Consider the following 17057-nt stretch of genomic DNA (forward strand, 5'->3'; position numbering starts at 1 on the left):
GATGAGGGCGGTCCCAGGGGAGGGCGCAGAGGTGGAAACGGTACTCGTCGGCGTCACCACCGCGTTGGCCGCGGTCGGGGGTAACTTCTTCGCGAACTGGCAGGCCGAGCGGCAGATGATCGCGCACGCGAAGATCCCTACGGTGGCCTAGTTCGGCAGTCGCCAGCCCATGTCGTCCGGTTCGTCCAGCCACAGCACATGAGCGCCGTCCGGTGAGACCGTCAGGCCGTAGCGCTCATGCCCCGGCCGCCCGGCATCCCGCCACTGGGTGAGCAGCGGCTCCCGCTCAGCCCACAGATCACGCGGCCCGCCGTGGTCGAGCCGCGCGGTCATGACTCCGGTCATGGTGATGCGCGCCCACGACGAGCTCTCCGGGTCGAAGAGACACCGGATCTCCTGGCCCCCGTTGCCCAAGGCGAAGTCGTTGACCTGCGGGTGCAGCAACGATGCGAGGAACTGCGGTCCGGAGGTGTCCAGGACCGCGGGGAGGGTGATCTCCCGAGTCTCGCCGGACCACGTCAGCAGCGGCTCCACGAGCCGCCCCGTGGCGGTCCTCACGGTGTCAGGAGTCGGCCGGGCGTTCATGAAGGTGGCCAGGCCGTGGAGAAACCGGCCGCCGGCGGAGCGATCGCTCTGGACCACCAGGCGCACGATGCCGCAGCCGATGTTGGCCACGATCACCCCGCCCGGGCGCAGTTGATCCCGCCAGGGCGTCGGGATCCGGCCCACCCCGCACGTCGCCAGCAGCCGGTCATATGGTGCGCGCTTCGAGTAGCCAGCCATCCCGTCTCCCGCGACGAGGGTGGGTTCGTACCCGGCCGAGCGAAGGCGGGTCTTCGCCGCGGCCACGAGGTCGGGGTCGACGTCGACCGTTACGACATGGTCGGGCCCGAGGCGGTGGGAGAGCAGGGCGGCGTTGTAGCCGGTGCCCGCGCCGATCTCCAGCACGGTGTCTCCGTCCCGCACATCGAGGGCCTCGAGCATCTCGGCCATGAGGGAAGGCTGGGTGGAGGAGCTGGTGGCGGTGCCGTCCTGGTCGAACTGGGTCAGGAGGGAGACGTCCTGGTAGGCCGCGGCCAGCCATGCGGGGTCGCCCTGGCTGTACCGGTGCAGGCCGCCCTGTGCCCGGACGGTGAAGTCGGGGACGAACAGTTCGCGGGGGACGCTCAGGAAAGCAGCACGCCAGGGCTTGGACTGGATACAGCCAGTCCTCACCAGGTGGTCGGTCATGCACTGGCGCAGCTCGTCAGCGGATGGTGCGTCGGTGATGCTCACGGATGGGCCCTCTCCAGTAGGTCAGCGAGTGCTCGGGTGATGGGGGCGCGGAGGTCGGGGATGAACCCCCACTGCCCGTTCGGGTTCACGTCGATCAGGTACCAGCGCCCCTGTGGGTTAACGAGGAAGTCCAGTGCGACGTATTGGAGTCCGAACATGAGCGTCAGCATGCGGACACCCCGGGCGATGCGTTCGGGCACTTCGCACGGCTTGTAGGTGAGACTGTCGTAGTCGGCCCGGAAGTCGAGGCGGGAGGCGTCCGAGCCCGCGTAGATCTCGGCGGCGAACAGCTGGTGCCCCACCGCGGTGAGTCGCACCTCGTACGCCTTGTCCACCCACTCCTGGAACTGGTGCGCGGTGCGCCTCACCGAGTCGTTGATCTCGTCGGGCCGGACCTGCGTGGTCCACAGGGCCTGTGGACGACCGTCGTGGTCGCTGGGGTGGGTGGTGCCGAGTGCCTTGTACGCGGCTACTTGGCGGGGCAGTGCGGCGGCGAACTCACGGGCCTCGGCCGGGTCGTTGGTGATCAGCGTGCGGGGTACGGAGAGTCCGCTACGGGCGGCCGCAGCCAGGGCGACGGGCGGGAACGCGGCCAGAGCGTTTCGGTTCGGGTGGTTCACCCACAGGGCGGGCAGCGCGTACAGCAGCCCGCCGAACCCGGCCTGCGCCTCGGCCTGGGCCCATCGTGCGTCCTGCTCGGACATGTCCGGGTGGAGCCGGTGGGCGCCGGGGCGCCGGTAGTACACAGACCGGATGTCGCCAAGGGACACGTCCCGGTGCTGACCGCGTAAGACGCCTTCCCACAGTGCGCCGTGAAGGCCGATTCTCGCCGCCACCGTCATGGCCTCCGGGAAGTCCCGGGGGTCGAGGCGGCACACGGGAACGGATCGCTCGTTGAGCTCCGCTATGACCAGGTCAGCGGTCGCATCTTGGGGCCGGGTCAGCACCAGGACGGTCATGATTCAGATCCCTCTGTCAGCCGACGTCAGTCCGTGTCGTTCTCGGTGTCGGTCGCCAGCTGGCTGTCCTCCCGGGTCTGCGTCGTGGTCGTCATCTGCGTCTTCATGCTCGGCTCGTTGATGAACGGCGCCCCGGCCGCGGTGACGCTGATCTGCCGCTCGGGGCAGAGGCGCAGGGCCGGCAGGGTGAGCGTCTCGTCGGCGACGGGGACGGCCTTGGTCAGCCCGAACGGCCTCGCGGTCTGGGTGCGGTCCATGGTCAGTGTCATGAGGTGTTCTCCATTCGTGTACGGATCTTCTGTGAGGGGACTCCGGCCCTCTCGATCCCCATCTCGGGGGCCGGAGTCCCTGCCCTGCGGTAGATGGCTGTCCCGGCTGCACCGGTCGCAGGGTGCCTGGAGGGCGGGCCGCCGACGGCGAAGCCAAACCCGGGGGCCCCGGGCCGTCGGCGCCCACCCGGTCTATGGGTCCGGGGTGCCCGCGAAGCAGAGCCAGACCGCGAGCACCAGCAGCGCGGGGAGCACAGCCAGCAGCACACCCCTGCGGGTGACACGGAAGACGAGTAGTCCGGCTCGCACGGCAGGGGCCTGGCGTCGATGCCTCATGCGCCCCCCTCTGAGTGGGCCTTCCGCGTGGCCTCCTCGTAGGCGCGCAGCAGCTGCTCGCCGGTCTCGCAGCTACCGCCGGGCGTGCGGCAGGACAGGCAGCCCGCGGCGTGCTCGATGGCCTCGCGCCATGCGGTCTCGGCGGTCGGGTCGGTGGAGGTCTCCGCCTCGGCGGGGTCAGGTTCCGAGGTGTCCTGCCGGGCGGGGGTGGCGCCGCAGGTGGGGGCGCAGGCCCACACCTCGCAGGCCACACGGGTAGAGCCGCGATTGACAGTCACGGTTCCCATCGGCCGACTGGGCGCGTCGATCAGGCGCAGGCCGCAAAGGACGCAGTCCCAGCCTCCGGTCTGGGCGTGGGTGAGCGTGTCGGGGTCCACCAGGGCCGAGACGGTCGCCTGCTCGGGGGCCGTCATCGCATCCGCCTGACGGGTACGTAGCGGGTCATCAAGGTGCCGCGGTCGAACGGGTCGCGCTGGGGCGGGAAGCTGCCGGCGCATTTCCCGGGGCAGGCGTAGATGGTGCGGCCTCCGGCGCTCGCGCTGTGCTCGACCGCGACCGCGACCGGCTGGCTGGTGGTCGTCTGGCAGGAGGCGCATACCCGGGGCGTCACCGGGCGCCTTTCTGATCGTCGTTGGGCTCGGCGAGCAGGGCGCAGATCAGCGCCTTGTACAGCGGCCGCGGGTCGGTCAGCCAGCCGTCGCGGATGAAGGGGACTCGCCAGTGCGAGCCGGGCCGGGCCAGCCGATCCACCGAGGGAACGCCCAGGTAGGTCGCGGCGCCCTCGGTTTCGCCGAGGACGCTGACCCTGTGCAGGTTCCAGGAGTCTGCGGAGCGGGGTTTGATCAGCCAGTAGAGGGTGTTGCAGCGGTCCTTGATGACGGCCCCGGACTGCGCGCCGAGGATGTCCAGGGCGTACTCGCCGATGTCCTCGGGCACTCGGACTGCGTCCCACCATTTGCCTGCTGGTAAGGCCGTGGGGTCTGCCCCGGTTGGTGGTGGGGTCCACTGTTCGGCGTTGGTCGTCATCGTCGACTCCATGCACGGTCTGTGTGCTGACCGTCACATCGTGCCGACCTGCGAGGCTGACAGTGTTCCCAGATAAGGAACAATAGGGCGCCCTGGCACTGCTACATGCCGACCCACGCGGCCAACGAGGACAGGGTTTCGGGCGCCCGCCGTTGACGGCGCACCAGGACGCCAATCGTCTCCCGCACCAGCGGGTGATACCGAGCCTGCTGCGGAGCGACCTTACGCGCCCGGAGCAAGAACCGCTCAGCAGGCTCCGTCTTCCCCATCTGCGCATATGCGCGGGCCATCTCGATGTAGTACCGGCCCACCCGCATGCGGGGATGCGTCTCCGGGAAACGCAGCTTCTTGGACAGCTTCACCGCCTCGCCGAGCTCACCCAGCTCCACGTTCGTCGCAACGTCGAAGTGCTGCACGTTCGTCAGACCGAACGACGACCAATAGACGTCCGGCACATCCCGGCCGATCTTCTCGGCCATCTCGCGAGCCAGGCCCATGTAGCCCGTGACCGAGTCAGCATCGCGTGCCTGGGCGGCCGCGATGGCCGACGCGAGATGCAGACTGCCGGTCACCGCCAGGGCCTCCACAGACTCGGGCTGCTCGACCTGGCCGATGAGCCGATGGCCGCGCGTGATGACCTGTAGTGACATCTGGTTGTTCCCGCGCCGGAGGAGCATGCTCGACCGCTTATTCAGGCGGATGGCGAGCAGCAGCGGATCCTGTGCCTGCTCAGCCATCCACCCCATGCGCTCCAGCGCGATGGACGCCAGATCGTGGTAGCCGACTCGATAGGCGAACTCGTATGCCACCCAGTAGCACCAGCTCAGCGATGAGGCTGCGCGCCGGTAATCCTCGCCCGGAGACAGCAGGCTGACCATGGTGGTGAGTTCGCCGAGCAGACCAGGCAGCTTCGAGCCGATGTCCTTGTACTCGGTGGCGGAGGCCCCGCTGCACAGCGCCCGTACGTCGCTCTCTACCTGGTCGATGGGGCGGGGTGTGATGTGGGGGTCCGGCCCGAGGTCGTACATGTCGAGCGCCTCGGACAGTGGGGAGATCAGGCGGTCGAGATGGTCCTGCTGTAACTCGGAGGTGTACGGCTGGCCGTTGAGTACGGCGACGTCCACCTGTAGGACTCGGGCGATTGCGGCTACGACAGAGGGGGTGGCCGGCGCCAGGCCCCGCTCGACCTTCGCGATGGTGCTGCGGGCGAGGAACGACCGTTGTGCGAGTGCGGTCTGGGTGAGTTGGCGCAGTTTCCGGTAGTCCGCGATGCGTGCGCCGGTGTGTTCCCCATTGCTCTGTGGCATGCTGAACTCCGTTCTGACCTAGACACTCAGAACGGTACCCCCGGCTGATCTAACGGGTACGGCTGAACGGCCCCCATTTCGGTGGGGGCCGTCGCGCTTCCTTGACACGACGAAAGCCCCCTCGCCCGGCCCGCAGGCCAGACGAGGGGTGTCTTGCGTCAGAGGCGGCGCCGGTCCGGCGCGAGCGCGGCCGGCGTCGTGGGGCTCGGATCGGGCTCCGGGGCAGGTGCTCCGTTGCGGCAGCAGACCAGGGCATCGGGGTCGTCCGGCGGAGGCTGCAAGCTGTACCCGTCCGGGCAGGCCGGGCCCGGCGGTCCCTGCTCGCCGCGATCGCCCTTCTCACCCCGCTCGCCCTGCTGACCGGGCTCACCCTTCTCACCCGGTGCCCCAGGCGCTCCATCCCGGCCGGGCGCCCCGTCCTGGCCCGAGGCGCCAGATGCCCCCGGCTGGCCGTCCTTCCCAGGCTGGCCCGTGGCTCCGGGCCTGCCGGCCGCCCCGTCGCTTCCGGCTTTGCCCGGAGCGCCCGGGTCGCCTTTCTCGCCCGGGAGCGGCACCGGTACCTCGGCCCGCGCGGGGAGGTTATCCACGGTGCGTGTGGGGTCCGGCGCTACCGGGGTCTTCCCCGCGCTCTTGATCTGCGTGCGCAGCCGCCTCACGTCCGTCGCCAACGTCGTCACCGCGGCGCCGCGCCGGTCGGCCTCCGCGTGCAGCTGCTCCGCGCGCTCGGCCTCATGGTTGATACGGGCTCAGATGATGAGTGCCGCCCCAGCGAGCGCTACCAGCGAGCACGCCAGAAGCAGGCTGCGCCAGCGGCGGGCGAGGGCCCGCTGGGTGTGGGTCACGGTTGTCATCCCTCGCGGGTTGGCTGGCCTGGGACATGAACGACATCGGATCGGCCCGCACCTGGTACGGCGCAGCCATCAATGCTGCGCGTACCTCAGGCGACCGACTGCTCCTCGCCTACCAACTCGGCAGCCTGGCCGGATTCGAGGCAGACGCCGGGAATGCTCCCCAGGGTCTTGACCTCGTCCGCACAGCTCATCGCCAGCTGGGCGACGCGGCACCGGCCATCGCCACCGCGTGGCTCGGCACGATCGAGGCGCTCGCACACGCGGCTGCGGGGGATCGTCCCGCCGCGGGAAGCGCGCACGGACTGCGGCCTGGCTCCCCGCAATCAGCCCCTGACCAGGCAGAAGGGGTGCCCAGCCGGGTCCGTGAGGACCCGCCACCTGTCATTTGGCTGGTGATCCGGCTTGCCCGCGCCCAGCTCCAGCAGTCGCGCCTCGGCCTCATCCAGGTCGTCGACGGCGAAGTCAAGGTGGAACTGCTGGGGAATGCTCTGTTCGGGCCAGCGGGGAGCGCGGTAGTCGTCGACCCGTTGGAAGCCGATGAAGAGGCCGTCCTCACAGGTGAGACCGGCGAAGTCGGCATCGGATTTCGGGTGCGGTTCGAGGCCCGTGGCTTGCTGGTAGAACGTCGCCAAAGCCAGCGGGTCAGGGCAATCGAGCGTTATCGCACGCAACTTCATCTGCGGGGACATGGCACCTCCGGGGCCGATCGATGGACCTTCGGGACGCACACCCTAGAGGTGCTGCCGACGCCTGCGTCACCGCCCGCTGCGAGCGAAAGCCAGACCGCTGCCTCGGCTCACGACGCCTGCATGCCGCCGTCGACGGCGAGGACCACTCCGGTGACGTAGGAGGCGCGGTCGCTCAGCAGCCAGGCGGCGGCCTCGGCGACTTCCTCGGGCTCGGCCGCGCGGCGCGGTCGACGGCGGCGCGCACGCTTGTCGCGTCGGCCAGGTCGCACACCGCGTACTCCGCGGTGCCGCCCGCCGCCCGGATCTGGTCGGCCACCGCTTTGAGCTGGTCCTCCGTACGGGCCGCGAGGAGTACGCGAGCGCCTTCGCGGGCGAACAGCCGCGCCGCGGCGGCGCCGATGCCGCGGCCGGCGCCGCTGATGAAGGCGACCTTGCCGGTCAGCAGGCCCGAGGCGGCGGGGGCGGAGGGGGCGGTGGTCTGTGTGTTGTCCATGCCGATGAGCCTGTGTCCGGCCGCGCGCCCTCATCCAGGCACCGGCGGTACCTGGATCGGCTGTGTCGGCCCCGTGCACACTCGGGGACATGGACAGGCGAGAGCTGGGCGGCTTCCTGCGCAGCAGGCGCGAGCGGATCACCCCCGCCGATGTGGGGCTGCCCGCCGGGCCGAGGCGTCGTACCCCGGGGCTGCGACGCGAGGAGGTGGCGCAGCTGGCGTACATCTCGACCGAGTACTACACGCGGCTGGAGCAGGCCCGCGGCCCGCGCCCCTCGCGCGAGGTGCTGGCCGGTCTGACCCGTGCCCTGCGTCTGTCGGACGCCGAGCGCGTCCACCTGCACTACCTCGCCGGGGCCCCGCCCGCCCCGCCGTCGGGACCCTCCCGCGAGGTGCGCCCGAGCGTCCTGGACCTGCTGCGACGGCTGCCGCACGCCGCGGCACTCGTACTGTCCGCGGCCTATGAGGTGATCGCCCACAACGACCTGGCGGCCGCCCTCCTGGAGGACTTCTCCGCCCTGCCCCGGCACCAGCGCAACTTCCTGCGCCGTACCTTCCTCGACTCGCGAGTGGGGGAGCGGCAGTGGTACAGCCGGTCCGGCATGGAGGTTTTCGGCCGTACCGCGGCCCGGCACCTGCGGGCCGCCGCCGCCCGCTACCCCGACGACCCCGAAGTGGCCACGCTGGTGAATGACCTGCTCGCCGGCAGCCCGGAGTTCGCCCGGCTGTGGGCCGCCTACGAGATGTCGGTCGAACCCGCCCCGCAGAAGACCTTTCGGCACCCCCTGATCGGTCCCATCACCCTCAACTGCGATGTCCTGGACATCGCCGACCGGGACCAGCGAGTCGTGATCTACACGGCCGATCCCGGCTCCCCGGCAGAGGAGGCTCTGCGGCTGCTGTCGGTGATCGGCACCCAGCGCATGGACGTACCCGGTTGACCGCGCTGTATAGCTGTATAAGGGCCAGGGCTCGGGCCGCCAGGGCCAGGGCTAGGGCCGTCGCGAGGGCAGTGGCCGAAGCGCGGGCCAGCGGGTGAGCATCGCGCCGCGCATGGCCTCGGCGAGTCGCCCCAGATGCTCGAGCTCCCCGCCGTTCGCGGTCATCCGGCCGACGATCCCGAGACGGTGGACGAGTCGCTGGCGGGCCGTCGCCGTGCCCCACCGCCAGTCCCCATGGGGGACCTTGGACAGGTGGTCGGCGGTTCCCCGGTGAGCCCGTTCGACGAGCGCGTCGCCTCGGAGCAGCCAGCCCGCGCAGGCGTCGGTGAGATCGCCCTGGACATCGGCGCCTGTCGCACGGCGCCAGGCGGTGCGGTAGGCGGCCTCCGCCGCGTCCAGCAGTGGCTGGGCCGGGGCCGTGGCGCACCAGCAGGTCGGGAAGCCGATGCGCAGATAGGCGAGTTCCATGAGCCCATTGCCGAGCGCGGCCTGTTCGAAGTCGATGAATCTGACCCCGCTGCCGGTGTGGATGTCGTTGCCGGGGCAGGGGTCGCCGTGCAGCAGGGCGTGTCCGGGCGCGTGGGTCAGACGGTTCACGAGGTCGTCCAGCTCGGTCCGTACGGCGGATGGCACCGTGCGGCCGAGCGCCCGGGCGAGTCCGAGGAAGGAGCCGATGTCGTCTTTCGTGGGGCCGGACCAGACGGGGAGGAGGCCGACGTCGTCAGGGGTGGTGGCCGCGTGGAGCCGGGCCAGTGCCTCGGCATAGCCGATCACCCAGTCGTCGGCCGGTGGCTGATCGCCCAAGTCCTCCAGGATCAGCACCCGTTCATCGGGGTCGGTACCGAGGAGCCGTGGCGCGACGGGCGGGTCGACCCGGGACGCGAGGCGTAACGCGGCCACCTCGCGGGCGTATCTCCCGGCGGCCTCCGGGCCCTCGATGAGCTGCTTGACCACCACCGGTGTGCCGGACAGCTCGGCCCGCCACACCCGCGATCGCGGGCTGCTCTCCAGCCCGCGGACCCGGCGGGGCGAACCCAGTTCGGCCCGCAGCTTCTCCCCGAACGGGGGCGGTGCGCACATGCCCCGATCCTGCCATGTGGCCACCGCGACACGGGGAAGTGGACCTCGCGGGGCCTGACCTCCAGGTCGCTCAGGCCGTCGGGCGTCGTGCCCATCTCGCGGGCGAGGCCGCTCCGGTCATCGCCCGCGCAGGGGACATCATCCTCGGCCTCCCGCACGGCAACCCCGGGGATGCCCCCAGGACGTGCGTCGCTGATCCTCGCTGTTCGGCCGTTGGCGGCCCAAGCCGCCTCGCGACACGCCCGTGGCAAAATCAGCGGGTGCAGATCGGGATGCTGGGGCCACTCGAGGTTCGCACGGACGACGGCGGCTCGGCCGACGTGCCGGGGGCGCGGTTGCGCGGACTGCTGGTCGCCCTCGCGCTCAGGCCGGGGCAGGTGGTCCCGAAGGCGTCGCTCGTCGACTGGATCTGGGGGGAGCAGCCGCCCGCCGATGCGGCGAACGCCCTGCAACGCCTGGTTTCCCGGCTGCGGAAGGCGCTGCCGGGCGGGGTGATCGAGGGGCAGCCGGACGGCTATCGGCTGCTGGTGGAGCCCGATGCCGTGGATGCCGTGCGGTTCGAACGGCTCGTCGGCGCGGGCCGGGCCCGTGCCGAGGACGGGGCCCGGCGGGTGCGGCTGTTGCGCGAGGGCCTCGAACTGTGGCGCGGTGCGGCCATGCAGGACGTCGGTCCGCAGGACAGCGCCGCGTTCGAGGCCGCGGTCGTACGGCTCGAGGGGTTGCGGCTGACCGCCACGGAGGAGCGGGCCGAGGCGGAGGTCACCCTCGGGCGCGGTGCGGAGCTGGTGCCGGAGCTGACCGACCTGGTGGCGGCGCATCCGGTGCGGGAACGGCTCGTCGCCGCGCTGATGCGCGCCCTCGTCGCGGCCGGTCGGGACAGCGAGGCGTTGCAGGTGTACCAGCGCGCGCGGGAGGCGCTGGCCGACGCGCTGGGTGTCGACCCCTCGCCGGAGCTGGCCGCGTTGCACGTCGCGCTGTTGCGGGGCGAGCTGGGGCGACAGGAGGAGAGCCGTAAGAGCAACCTGCGCGCCGAGCTGACCAGCTTCGTCGGCCGGGGCGCCGATGTCGCCGCGGTCCGCGGGCTGATCGCCGAGCACCGGCTCACCACCGTGATCGGACCGGGCGGTGCGGGAAAGACCCGGCTGGCCACGGAGACCGCGCGCACGCTGCTCGGCGAAGGCGAACCGCCGGACGGGGCCTGGCTGGTGGAGCTCGCCGCCATCGGCGCGGACGGCGACGTGGCGCAGTCGGCGCTCGCCGGTCTCGGCCTGCGGGACGCCCTGCTCGGCGCGGCCCCGAACGCGGAGCTGACGGACCGGCTCATCGCCGCGGTCCGCGAGCGGGAGGCGCTGCTGATCCTGGACAACTGCGAGCATGTGATCGAGTCGGCGGCGGTGTTCGCCCACCGGGTGCTCGGGGAGTGCCGGCGGCTGCGGATCCTGGCGACGAGCCGGGAACCGCTCGGCATCACCGGGGAGGCGCTGTGGCCGGTCGAGCCGCTGGCCCTGCCGGAGGGGGACGCGGGCCCGGGGGAGATCGGGGCCTCGCCCGCCGTTCAGCTGCTGCGGGACCGGGCCGGGGCGGTGCGCCGGGGCCTCGCGGCCGACGCCCATACGCTGGCGACGATGGTGCGGGTCTGCCGGGCGCTGGACGGGATGCCACTGGCGATCGAACTGGCCGCGGCCCGGTTGCGCACCATGTCCATCGACCAGCTCGCCCACCGGCTCGACGACCGGTTCCGCCTGCTGACCAGCGGCAGCCGCACCGCGCTGCCGCGGCACAAGACGCTGCGCGCGGTGGTCGACTGGAGCTGGGAGCTGCTCACCGACGCCGAACGGATGGTGCTGCGGAGACTCTCGGTGTTCTCGGGCGGGGCGAGCCTGGAGGCCGCCGAGCGGGTCTGCGCGGGCGACGGAGTCGAGCGGGACCAGGTGTTGGAGCTGCTCACCGCGCTGACCGAGAAGTCGCTGCTGGTCGCCGAGGGCGGCGGCGCCCCGCGCTACCGCATGATCGGCACGATCAGGGAGTACGCCGGGCACCGGCTCGCGGAGGCGGGGGAGTCGGACCTGGCGCGCCAGGCGCATCTCGCCCACTTCACCGAGCTCACCGAGACCGCGGAACCGCGGCTGCGCCGCGCCGAGCAGATGGAGTGGCTGGCCACGCTCGAGGCCGAGCACGACAACATCGGCGCGGCGATGCGCGGCGCGCTCGCGGCGGGCGAGGCGGGGGCGGCGATGCGGCTCGCGGCGGGCGCGGGCTGGTACTGGTGGCTCGGCGGGCGCAGGACCGAGGGCCTGGAGCTGATCACCGCGGCCACCAGGACGCCAGGGGAGGTGCCCGACGACGTACGGGCCTTGGTGTACGCGATGATCGTGCACTTCGTGACCTCCGGGCGGGGCGATGAGCGCCAGGCCGCCGAGTGGATCCACGAGGCGCACCGGCTCAGCCTGCGCGGCCACCACCACCCGGGGGTGAAGTTCATCGCGGTGCTGGAACGCATGCTGCACACGCCCGAAGCGGCCCTGACCGCGTTCGCACCGCTGCTGGACGACGAGGACCCCTGGGTGCGGGCGCTGGCCCGGTGGCACATGGGCAAGATGCGGATCGTGTTCGGCAGGGACGGGCGGGACGGGCGAGATGGCCGTAACGGGCCGGAGGGGCAGGAGGGGCAGGACCAGGAGGGCCGGGACGGCCGGGACCGGCAGGACCAGGACGGCCGGGACAGCCAGGACCAGCAGGGCGGCCCCACCGCGGAGGCGTACCTGGAGGCGGCGCTCACCGAGTTCCGGGCGCTCGGCGAGCGGTACGGGATCTCGCTCGCCCTGACCGAGCTGGCGAACCTGCTCGCCGTACGCGGCGACTTCGCCGGTGCGTGCGAGCACTACGAGCAGGCGATCGCGGTCGTCAGCGAGGTCGGTGCCACCGAGGACGTCATCCGGATGCGGTCCCGGCAGGCGCAGCTGTACTGGCTGCTGGGCGACAAGGACGCCGGCGCGGCCGCCATCGCCGAGGCGCGGCGCTGCGCGGAGCGGGTCACCTGGCCGGACGCGCTGGCCGAGCTGGCCTTCGCGAGGGCGGAACTCGCCCGGTGGGACGGCGACGCCGAGGAGGCGCACCGGCAACTCGGCCTCGCGACGGCCATGCTGGGCGGCGACGCGGAGCGGGCGGACATCCGCGCGGTGAGGCACGACCTGCTCGGCTACCTCGCCGACGACCTCGACGAGGTGCGGGCGCACCGCGCGGCGGCCTGCGAGGCTGCGGTCGAGGTGGGACACGCGCTGCTGATCGCGCATGTGCTCGTCGGGGTCGCGGACCTGGCACTGCGGCGCGGCGAGTACGAGCAGGCCGCGCGGCTGCTCGCGGCGAGCACGGGCGTACGCGGGGTGCGGGACCGCGCCCACCCGGACCTGGCCCGGATCGAGCGGGCCGCGCGGTGCCGCCTCGGCGAAGCGGAGTTCGCCGAGGCGACGCGGGACGGGACGCGCACCAGCTGGACCCGTCTGGCCGAGGTCACGCTCGCTTCCTGAGGTCACGCTCGCTTCCTGAACGAGGTCACGCTCGCTCCTGAACCAGGTCACGCGCGCTTCCTGAACGTGGCGATCGCCCACACGTACCCGACGAGCGTGAACCCGACGGACCAGGCGACGGCCGCGAACGCGTCGCCGGTCGACGGATGGCCGCCCGACAGCAGCCCGCGCAGCGTCTCGATGATCGGGGTGAAGGGCTGGTACTCCGCGAACTGCCGCACACCGGTCCCCATCGTGTCCGCGGGTACGAACGCGCTGCTCAGGAACGGCAGCATGATCAGCGGCACGGTGGCCATGCCCGCCGACTCCACGGTCTTCGCGGCCAGACCCATGGCGACCGTGAGCCAGCTGGTCGCGAAGGCGAGCAACAGCATGAGGCCGATCACGGCGAGCCACTGGAGGAAGCTCGCATGCGGACGGAACCCCATCGCGAAGCCGACGCCGATGATGACCGCGTCGGCGATCAGACTGCGCACAGTGGTGGAGACGACATAACCGGCCAGCACGGCGCCGTGGGAGACGTCCATGGCCTTGAACCGGTTGTTGATGCCCTTCGTCATATCGCCGTTCACGGCCGCCGCGGTCGGGCCCAACCCGTAGGTGATGGCCATGACGGTCAGGCCCGGTACGGCGTAGTCGACGTACTCGCCCGTGACCTTGAAGGCGCCGCCGAAGACGTAGACGAACATCAGCATCATCACGACGGGGAACAGGACCGCCTGGAAGACCGTGACCGGATTCCTGACCGTGTGCTTGAAGTTGCGACGCAGCATGATCGCCGCGTCGCCGAACGACGTCGAGACAGTGCTCATTCCGCGATCGCCTCCGTGGTGGCGGGTGTGGGGTGTGTGGTCCGCGTGGTGTCCGCGGCCTGTGTGGCATGACCGGTCAGGGCGAAGAAGACGTCATCGAGGTCCGGTGTGTGCACCGAAAACTCTTCCGCGGTGATCGTCTGTTCATCGAGCTTGTCCAGCAGGGCGCGCAGCGACTTCGAGTCACCGTTGCTGGGCACCCGCAGCGTCAGCTCCTGATCGTCCCGCGTGGACCCGGGCAGGGCCCCCGCCGCCGCGTCGAGTTCGCGGAGACCGGCGAACCGGAGCCGGACATGGGTGCCGGGGACCTGGCGCTTGAGCTCCTCGGAGGTGCCCTGGGCGACCAGACGGCCCTGGTCGAGCACCGCGATCCGGTCGGCGAGCTGGTCGGCTTCGTCGAGGTACTGGGTGGTGAGGAAGATGGTGGTGCCGTCGGCCACCAACTCGCGGACGATGCCCCACATCGCGCGCCTGCTGCGCGGGTCAAGACCGGTCGTCGGCTCGTCCAGGAAGATGATCCGCGGGCTGCCGACCAGCGTCATCGCCAGGTCCAGCTTCCGGCGCATACCGCCCGAGTAGGTCGCCGCCATCTTGTCCGCCGACTCCACCAGGTCGAACCGCTCCAGCAGCCGCCCGACCACCTGGTCACCGGAGCGCACGCGCTTCAGATCCGCCATCAGCCGCAGGTTCTCCCGGCCCGACAGCAGGTCGTCCACGGCGGCGAACTGACCGGTCACGCCGATGACCGCGCGTACCTCCTTGATCCCGGTCACCACGTCGTGCCCGGCGACGCGCACCGTCCCGGCGTCGGCCTTCATCAACGTCGTCAGGACGTTCACCGTCGTCGTCTTGCCCGCCCCGTTCGGGCCGAGCATGGAAAAAACCGATCCCGCGGCGACCTCGAAGTCGATGCCGTCGAGCACGACTTTGTCGCCATATGCCTTGCGCAGTCCGGAAACTGCGATCGCCGAACTCTTCATGCCCAACACGGTTCCGGCTGGGCCTGACACCCGCCTGTCACGCCCCTGACACGGCCCCTGACACGGCGTTGTGCCCTTCTCGACCCTGGCCGTCGCGGAGGTCACGCGCAGTTCGAGCGGAGGTCAGAAGGTGAAGCGACTTACGGTCTCCGGGTGGATGACGAGCCGAATCTGTTCCGTGGCCAGGATCCCGGCGAGGTCATCGGCGCGGGCCGGGTCGTCGAGGTCCCAGTAGCGGGCGGCCAGGCGGGCGCACAGCTCATGTGCTCCGTCGGACTCCACCGAGACGCGGCCGGCGACCGACAGCCAGCGCTCGCGTTCACCCACGGGGGCGGCGACGACGATCGAGGCGCGGGGGTCGCGGCGCAGACGCCGCACCTTGAGCGAGTCCGGGGCAGTGAACAGCTGGATCGTGCCCTCGGCCGTGGCCTCGAACCACACCGGCCGGGGCTGCGGCGGAACCGGCCCCTCGGCCACGGACAGGAACCCGTGCAGGGGGCGGCGGAGGAACTCGAGATCCTGGGCGGTCAGCGAACTGGCGTCGTTGCTCATGACGCCGATTGAACACGGCCGACTCGGACGACCCCATAGGTGAAGAGCCGGATCACCTGTGTATTCGTCTAACCTCACTGAGGTGGACGCGTTCAGTGATCTGATCCGCGGGGTGCGGGCCCACGGCTCGTTGTTCGGCAGCTCGACCCTGTCCCCGCCCTGGGCACTGCACTTCGTGGACGGCGCGCCGCTGACCCTGTGCACCGTCCTCACCGGGTCGGGCTGGATCGTGCCGGAGCACCGTCCGCCCGAGCCGCTCCGCGCCCGAGAGACGATCGTCGTACGCGGCCCCGGGACGTTCACCTTCGTCGACGAGGTCGGCACCCGGGCCGAACCGATTGCCTGCGGCGAGCACTGCGCGACGCCTGAGCAGGGCGGGACCAGGCACCGTCGCGGCTGGCACGACGAGGACGGCGGAGACAGCCGCAACGGTGCGACGACCCTGAACGGTGCGACGACCCTGATCGTCGGCGCCTATCCCGTACGCGGCGAGATCAGCCGCCGACTGCTGGAGGCGCTGCCCGTCGTGCTGCGCGTGGACGCCGGGGGCACGTCGGACCCCGTACTGGACCACCTCGCCGCCGAGGTCGCCGTGGACACGCCGGGCCAGCAGGTGGTCCTCGACCGGCTGCTGGACTGGATGCTGGTCTGCACGCTGCGCGAGTGGTTCGACCGGCCCGGCGGCGAGCCCCCGACCTGGTGGGCCGCCCAGCGGGACCCGGTGGTCGGCCATGCGCTGCGCCTGCTGCACGCCGAACCGGCGGCGCCCTGGACGGTCGCCGCGCTGGCCGGGCGCACCGGGGTGTCGCGTTCGACGCTGGCCAAGCGGTTCGCCGACCTGGTCGGCGAACCCCCGCTGACCTATCTCACCCGCTGGCGCATGACGCTCGCGGCGGACCTCCTGGTCGAGCGGGAGGCCGCGACCGTCGCGGACGTCGCCCGCACCGTGGGCTACTCCGACCCGTTCGGGTTCAGTGCGGCGTTCAAACGGGTCCGAGGCGTGAACCCGAGCGACTTCCGCCGCACCGCGACCGCCTCCTGAAAGCTCAGGGTACGAACTCATGGCATGAACTCAGGGTGTGAATCGACGGTTCGACATCACCGTGCGCACAACCGGTCCAATGCCGACTGGCTCTCATCGTCCGCGGCGCGGTAGATCAGCAACCGCTGGTCCGGATCTTCGAGTGGCATCAGCACTTCGAAATGCAGGGCGAGTACACCGACGTCAGGATGCCGTATCACCTTGCTCCCGCGGCCGTTGACCTTCACGTCCCGCTCGGCCCACAAGCGCGCGAATTCCTCGTCATGAGCGGTGAATTCGGTGATGAGGTCGGTCAACGCCTTGTCCTCCGGATGTGCGGCCCACGCGGCGCGCAGATGGGCGATTCCCTCCCGCACGACGCGTTCACGGTCGACGTAGAACTCACGTATCCGCGGATGCATCAGACACAGCCACATCGCATTGCGCCGCGCCGGCGGCAGGGTGTCGAAATCCAGGAGCAGCCTCGCCATTTCGGCGTTCCAGGCCAGGATGTCGTAGCGGTGGTTCATCAGCATGGCCGGCAGCGGTGACAGGTCGGCGACCAGCCGGGCCAGCGGTGGCACCGCGGTGGTGGCGGGGCTGTCGGCGTTGCGGGGGCGGCGCTGCTGGGCCAGGTCGAAGAGGTAGCCGCGTTCGTCGGGGCCTAGGCGCAGCGCCCGGGACAGCGCCTCCACCACGTCCGCCGAGGGCCGCAGCCCGCGGCCCTGCTCCAGCCGCACGATGTAGTCGATGCTGACCCCGGCCAGCTCGGCGACCTCCTCGCGGCGCAACCCCGGGGTCCGCCGGGACCGCCGACGCGACGGCAGGCCGAAATCGTCCGGGTTCAGGCGTTCGCGTCGGGTCCGCAGGAACGCGGCCAGCTCCTGTGTCGCGTCCACCGTGTGGGTCGTCATGGTCGATCCAACAGCCAGGGTAGGA

At 71.2% G+C, this 17057-nt stretch carries 18 protein-coding genes and 1 pseudogene; 3 read left to right on the forward strand and 16 right to left on the reverse strand.

Annotated elements, in window-relative coordinates; all coding sequences use genetic code 11:
• Positions 1 to 147: 147 nt before the first annotated feature.
• The 11 genes and pseudogenes from KHP12_RS34775 to KHP12_RS34825 form a co-directional block, all read right to left on the reverse strand.
• On the reverse strand, positions 148 to 1275 hold the full coding sequence (locus tag KHP12_RS34775; protein ID WP_244202727.1) for a methyltransferase domain-containing protein: 1128 nt from the start codon (positions 1273 to 1275) through the stop codon (positions 148 to 150).
• Positions 1272 to 2234, reverse strand: coding sequence for an ATP-grasp ribosomal peptide maturase (tgmB, locus tag KHP12_RS34780; protein ID WP_211834048.1), 963 nt, complete (start codon positions 2232 to 2234; stop codon positions 1272 to 1274). The genes KHP12_RS34775 and tgmB overlap by 4 nt, the downstream gene beginning before the upstream one ends.
• Before the next feature lie 26 nt (positions 2235 to 2260).
• Positions 2261 to 2503, reverse strand: a complete 243-nt coding sequence (gene tgmA / locus KHP12_RS34785) for a putative ATP-grasp-modified RiPP (RefSeq protein ID WP_037962185.1) — start codon at positions 2501 to 2503, stop codon at positions 2261 to 2263.
• Positions 2504 to 2695: 192 nt separating this feature from the next.
• On the reverse strand, positions 2696 to 2839 hold the full coding sequence (locus tag KHP12_RS34790; protein ID WP_167442457.1) for a hypothetical protein: 144 nt from the start codon (positions 2837 to 2839) through the stop codon (positions 2696 to 2698).
• Positions 2836 to 3252, reverse strand: coding sequence for a hypothetical protein (locus tag KHP12_RS34795; protein ID WP_086881333.1), 417 nt, complete (start codon positions 3250 to 3252; stop codon positions 2836 to 2838). Before KHP12_RS34795 ends, KHP12_RS34790 begins: the two co-directional genes overlap by 4 nt.
• Positions 3249 to 3449 carry a hypothetical protein gene (locus tag KHP12_RS34800; protein WP_211834049.1) on the reverse strand — a complete coding sequence of 67 codons (201 nt, stop codon included), beginning with the start codon at positions 3447 to 3449 and terminating at the stop codon, positions 3249 to 3251. Before KHP12_RS34800 ends, KHP12_RS34795 begins: the two co-directional genes overlap by 4 nt.
• On the reverse strand, positions 3446 to 3775 hold the full coding sequence (locus KHP12_RS34805; RefSeq protein WP_246643211.1) for a hypothetical protein: 330 nt from the start codon (positions 3773 to 3775) through the stop codon (positions 3446 to 3448). Before KHP12_RS34805 ends, KHP12_RS34800 begins: the two co-directional genes overlap by 4 nt.
• Positions 3776 to 3966: 191 nt before the next feature.
• Positions 3967 to 5172: a helix-turn-helix domain-containing protein gene (locus KHP12_RS34810; RefSeq protein ID WP_086881330.1), complete on the reverse strand. Its 1206-nt coding sequence runs from the start codon at positions 5170 to 5172 to the stop codon at positions 3967 to 3969.
• 1174 nt (positions 5173 to 6346) lie between these two features.
• Complete coding sequence (locus tag KHP12_RS34820) at positions 6347 to 6712, reverse strand: VOC family protein (protein WP_211834050.1); 366 nt, start codon at positions 6710 to 6712, stop codon at positions 6347 to 6349.
• Between the two features lie 107 nt (positions 6713 to 6819).
• Positions 6820 to 6981, reverse strand: a complete 162-nt coding sequence (locus KHP12_RS53515; protein ID WP_106969227.1) for an SDR family oxidoreductase — start codon at positions 6979 to 6981, stop codon at positions 6820 to 6822.
• Positions 6933 to 7205, reverse strand: a pseudogene (locus KHP12_RS34825) (SDR family NAD(P)-dependent oxidoreductase); the annotation flags it as partial. The pseudogene KHP12_RS34825 and the gene KHP12_RS53515, both read right to left, overlap by 49 nt.
• An 89-nt stretch (positions 7206 to 7294) precedes the next feature.
• Between KHP12_RS34825 and KHP12_RS34830 the strand changes: the two are divergent.
• Positions 7295 to 8146, forward strand: a complete 852-nt coding sequence (locus tag KHP12_RS34830; RefSeq protein WP_086881328.1) for a helix-turn-helix transcriptional regulator — start codon at positions 7295 to 7297, stop codon at positions 8144 to 8146.
• 51 nt (positions 8147 to 8197) lie between these two features.
• Here the strand turns inward: KHP12_RS34830 and KHP12_RS34835 are convergent, their stop codons facing one another.
• Positions 8198 to 9226 carry a phosphotransferase family protein gene (locus KHP12_RS34835; protein WP_211834051.1) on the reverse strand — a complete coding sequence of 343 codons (1029 nt, stop codon included), beginning with the start codon at positions 9224 to 9226 and terminating at the stop codon, positions 8198 to 8200.
• A gap of 260 nt (positions 9227 to 9486) precedes the next feature.
• Between KHP12_RS34835 and KHP12_RS34840 the strand changes: the two genes are divergently transcribed.
• Positions 9487 to 12753 carry an ATP-binding protein gene (locus tag KHP12_RS34840; protein ID WP_211834052.1) on the forward strand — a complete coding sequence of 1089 codons (3267 nt, stop codon included), beginning with the start codon at positions 9487 to 9489 and terminating at the stop codon, positions 12751 to 12753.
• Between the two features lie 47 nt (positions 12754 to 12800).
• Here the strand turns inward: KHP12_RS34840 and KHP12_RS34845 are convergent, their stop codons facing one another.
• The 3 genes from KHP12_RS34845 to KHP12_RS34855 form a co-directional block, all read right to left on the reverse strand.
• Complete coding sequence (locus KHP12_RS34845; protein ID WP_086881325.1) at positions 12801 to 13565, reverse strand: ABC transporter permease; 765 nt, start codon at positions 13563 to 13565, stop codon at positions 12801 to 12803.
• A complete protein-coding gene (locus tag KHP12_RS34850; protein WP_211834053.1) occupies positions 13562 to 14545 on the reverse strand; it encodes an ATP-binding cassette domain-containing protein in 984 nt (327 codons plus the stop codon). Before KHP12_RS34850 ends, KHP12_RS34845 begins: the two co-directional genes overlap by 4 nt.
• Positions 14546 to 14668: 123 nt before the next feature.
• Positions 14669 to 15097 carry a pyridoxamine 5'-phosphate oxidase family protein gene (locus KHP12_RS34855; RefSeq protein WP_086881323.1) on the reverse strand — a complete coding sequence of 143 codons (429 nt, stop codon included), beginning with the start codon at positions 15095 to 15097 and terminating at the stop codon, positions 14669 to 14671.
• An 82-nt stretch (positions 15098 to 15179) separates the two neighbouring features.
• On the opposite strand from KHP12_RS34855, the gene KHP12_RS34860 reads away from it, so the two are divergent.
• Complete coding sequence (locus tag KHP12_RS34860) at positions 15180 to 16139, forward strand: AraC family transcriptional regulator (protein ID WP_211834054.1); 960 nt, start codon at positions 15180 to 15182, stop codon at positions 16137 to 16139.
• 56 nt (positions 16140 to 16195) lie between these two features.
• Here KHP12_RS34860 and KHP12_RS34865 read toward each other — a convergent pair whose 3' ends face one another.
• Positions 16196 to 17032, reverse strand: a complete 837-nt coding sequence (locus KHP12_RS34865) for a helix-turn-helix transcriptional regulator (RefSeq protein WP_211834055.1) — start codon at positions 17030 to 17032, stop codon at positions 16196 to 16198.
• Between the last annotated feature and the right edge of the window lie 25 nt (positions 17033 to 17057).

Source organism: Streptomyces asiaticus (assembly GCF_018138715.1).
Classification (GTDB): Bacteria; Actinomycetota; Actinomycetes; order Streptomycetales; family Streptomycetaceae; genus Streptomyces; species Streptomyces asiaticus.

Coding starts and splice junctions, on each gene's coding strand:
- KHP12_RS34810 (WP_086881330.1), bottom strand. CDS start 5,172: ATGCCACAGAGCAATGGGGAACACACCGGCGCACGCATCGCGGACTAC.
- KHP12_RS34850 (WP_211834053.1), bottom strand. CDS start 14,545: ATGAAGAGTTCGGCGATCGCAGTTTCCGGACTGCGCAAGGCATATGGC.
- KHP12_RS34855 (WP_086881323.1), bottom strand. CDS start 15,097: ATGAGCAACGACGCCAGTTCGCTGACCGCCCAGGATCTCGAGTTCCTC.
- KHP12_RS34795 (WP_086881333.1), bottom strand. CDS start 3,252: ATGACGGCCCCCGAGCAGGCGACCGTCTCGGCCCTGGTGGACCCCGAC.
- tgmA (WP_037962185.1), bottom strand. CDS start 2,503: ATGACACTGACCATGGACCGCACCCAGACCGCGAGGCCGTTCGGGCTG.
- KHP12_RS34830 (WP_086881328.1), top strand. CDS start 7,295: ATGGACAGGCGAGAGCTGGGCGGCTTCCTGCGCAGCAGGCGCGAGCGG.
- KHP12_RS34835 (WP_211834051.1), bottom strand. CDS start 9,226: ATGTGCGCACCGCCCCCGTTCGGGGAGAAGCTGCGGGCCGAACTGGGT.
- KHP12_RS34820 (WP_211834050.1), bottom strand. CDS start 6,712: ATGTCCCCGCAGATGAAGTTGCGTGCGATAACGCTCGATTGCCCTGAC.
- KHP12_RS34790 (WP_167442457.1), bottom strand. CDS start 2,839: ATGAGGCATCGACGCCAGGCCCCTGCCGTGCGAGCCGGACTACTCGTC.
- KHP12_RS34845 (WP_086881325.1), bottom strand. CDS start 13,565: ATGAGCACTGTCTCGACGTCGTTCGGCGACGCGGCGATCATGCTGCGT.
- KHP12_RS34865 (WP_211834055.1), bottom strand. CDS start 17,032: ATGACGACCCACACGGTGGACGCGACACAGGAGCTGGCCGCGTTCCTG.
- tgmB (WP_211834048.1), bottom strand. CDS start 2,234: ATGACCGTCCTGGTGCTGACCCGGCCCCAAGATGCGACCGCTGACCTG.